Here is a 1,870-nt window from a genome sequence, read left to right on the forward strand (position 1 = left end):
CCGGCAGTCCCGTCGGCGAGGGTCGCCGTCGCCGGGCTGTCCGGCGAGCTCGCCCGGGTCGTGGAGCTGACCAACGCCGAGCGGGCCGCCGCGGGCTGCGGTGCGCTGCGGGCCGACCCGCGGATCAGCGCGGCCGCCCAGGGCCACAGCGAGGACATGGCCGCCCAGGGCTACTTCGCCCACGACAGCCGCGACGGCCGGGACTTCGCCGACCGCATCACCGCGGCGGGCTACGACTCCCCCGGCGCGGAGAACATCGCGATGGGCCAGCCGGACGCGGCGACCGTCGTGCAGGACTGGATGGAGTCCCCCGGGCACCGGAAGAACATCCTGGACTGCTCGCTGACCACGATCGGCATCGGGCTGGCCGACGGGTACTGGACCCAGGACTTCGGCCGCTGAGGCCGGCTCAGCCGTCGAACCGGTACCCCATCCCCGCCTCGGTGATCAGGTACTTCGGCCGTGACGGCACCGGCTCCAGCTTGCGCCGCAGCTGGGCGAGGTAGACCCGCAGGTAGTGGGTCTCGGTGCCGTACTGCGGACCCCAGACCTCGCGCAGCAGCCGCTTCTGCTCGACGAGCTTGCCGCGGTGGCGCACCAGCAGCTCCAGGATCCCCCACTCGGTCGGGGTCAGGTGCACCTCGGCGCCGTCGGCGCGCGCGACCGTCTTGGCAGCGAGGTCGACGGTGAAGTCCGCGGTGGTGACCACGGCCTCGCCGTCGACGGTCGACACGGCGGCGCGGCGCACCGCGGCCCGCAGCCGGGCCAGCAGCTCGGACATCCCGAACGGCTTGGTGACGTAGTCGTCGGCGCCGGCGTCGAGCGCCCGGACCTTGTCGGTGGAGTCGGTGCGCGCGGACAGCACGATCACCGGCACCGTGCTCCACCCGCGCAGCCCCTCGACGACCTCGGTGCCGTCGAGGTCGGGCAGCCCCAGGTCGAGGACGACGACGTCCGGATGCCCGTCCGCGGCCGCCCGCAGCGCGGCCGAGCCGTCGGCGGCGACGAGCACCGTGTAGCCGTGCGCGGTGAGGTTGATCCGCAGCGCCCGGAGGATCTGCGGGTCGTCGTCGACGACGAGCACCCGCACCCCGTTCGCTGCGCCGCGCGCGGGCGCGTTCACGACGCCACCACGACGGCCGCGGCGGGCAGCGACACGACGACGGTGAGGCCCCCGCCGGGCGTGTCCTCGGCGGTGAGCTCGCCGTCCATCACCGCGGTCAGCCCGCGGGCCACCGACAGTCCCAGCCCGAGCCCGGCCACGGCGTCGCGGTCGCCGAGCCGCTGGAACGCCGCGAACAGCGCGTCCCGCTCGCGGGGGGCCACCCCGCGGCCGTGGTCGACCACCCGCAGCTCCACCCGGTCGCCGTAGGCGCTGGCCCGCAGCGCGACCTCGGACCCGCCGCCGTGGCGCAGGGCGTTGTCCACGACGTTGGCGACGACCCGGTCCAGGAGCCCGGCGTCGGCGAGCACGTCGGGCACGTCCTCGCCGATCTCCAACCGGACCCGGTCGGCGCCCTCCAGGCCGAGCAGCGCGGTCGCGGCGACCTCGTCGTAGCCGACCGGGGCGAGCAGCGGGGTCACCGCGCCCGCGGCGAGCCGCGAGGAGTCGAGCAGGTTGTCCACCAGCGCGGTGAGCCGGTCCGCGGACTCCTCGACGGTGGCGAGCAGCTCGGCGCGGTCGGCGTCGTCGAGGGGCAGGTGCTCGTCGCGCAGGCTGCCCGCGGCCGCCTTGATCGAGGTCAGCGGGCTACGGAGGTCGTGCCCGACGGCCGACAGCAGCGCCCCGCGGGTCTCGTTGGCCGCCGCGCGCCGCTCGGCGTCGGCGGCGCCGGCCTCGGCGCGCTGCCCGCGCAGCGCCAGCAGCGCC

The 1,870-nt window shown here is 76.1% G+C and carries 3 protein-coding genes; 1 reads left to right on the forward strand and 2 read right to left on the reverse strand.

All coding sequences use genetic code 11. The annotated features are described in order from the left end of the window. On the forward strand, positions 1–402 hold a 402-nt coding region (locus tag NH602_RS30570; protein WP_253069651.1), incomplete at its 5' end, for a CAP domain-containing protein. A gap of 7 nt (positions 403–409) precedes the next feature. Here NH602_RS30570 and NH602_RS30575 read toward each other — a convergent pair. Further along, positions 410–1,123, reverse strand: a complete 714-nt coding sequence (locus NH602_RS30575; RefSeq protein ID WP_301549160.1) for a response regulator — start codon at positions 1,121–1,123, stop codon at positions 410–412. After that, positions 1,120–1,870, reverse strand: a 751-nt coding sequence (locus tag NH602_RS30580; protein ID WP_253069652.1) for a sensor histidine kinase KdpD, incomplete at its 5' end; no start/stop codon positions are given. The genes NH602_RS30575 and NH602_RS30580, both read right to left, overlap by 4 nt.

This window comes from Pseudonocardia sp. McavD-2-B, from assembly GCF_024124365.1.
Taxonomy (GTDB): domain Bacteria; phylum Actinomycetota; class Actinomycetes; order Mycobacteriales; family Pseudonocardiaceae; genus Pseudonocardia; species Pseudonocardia alni.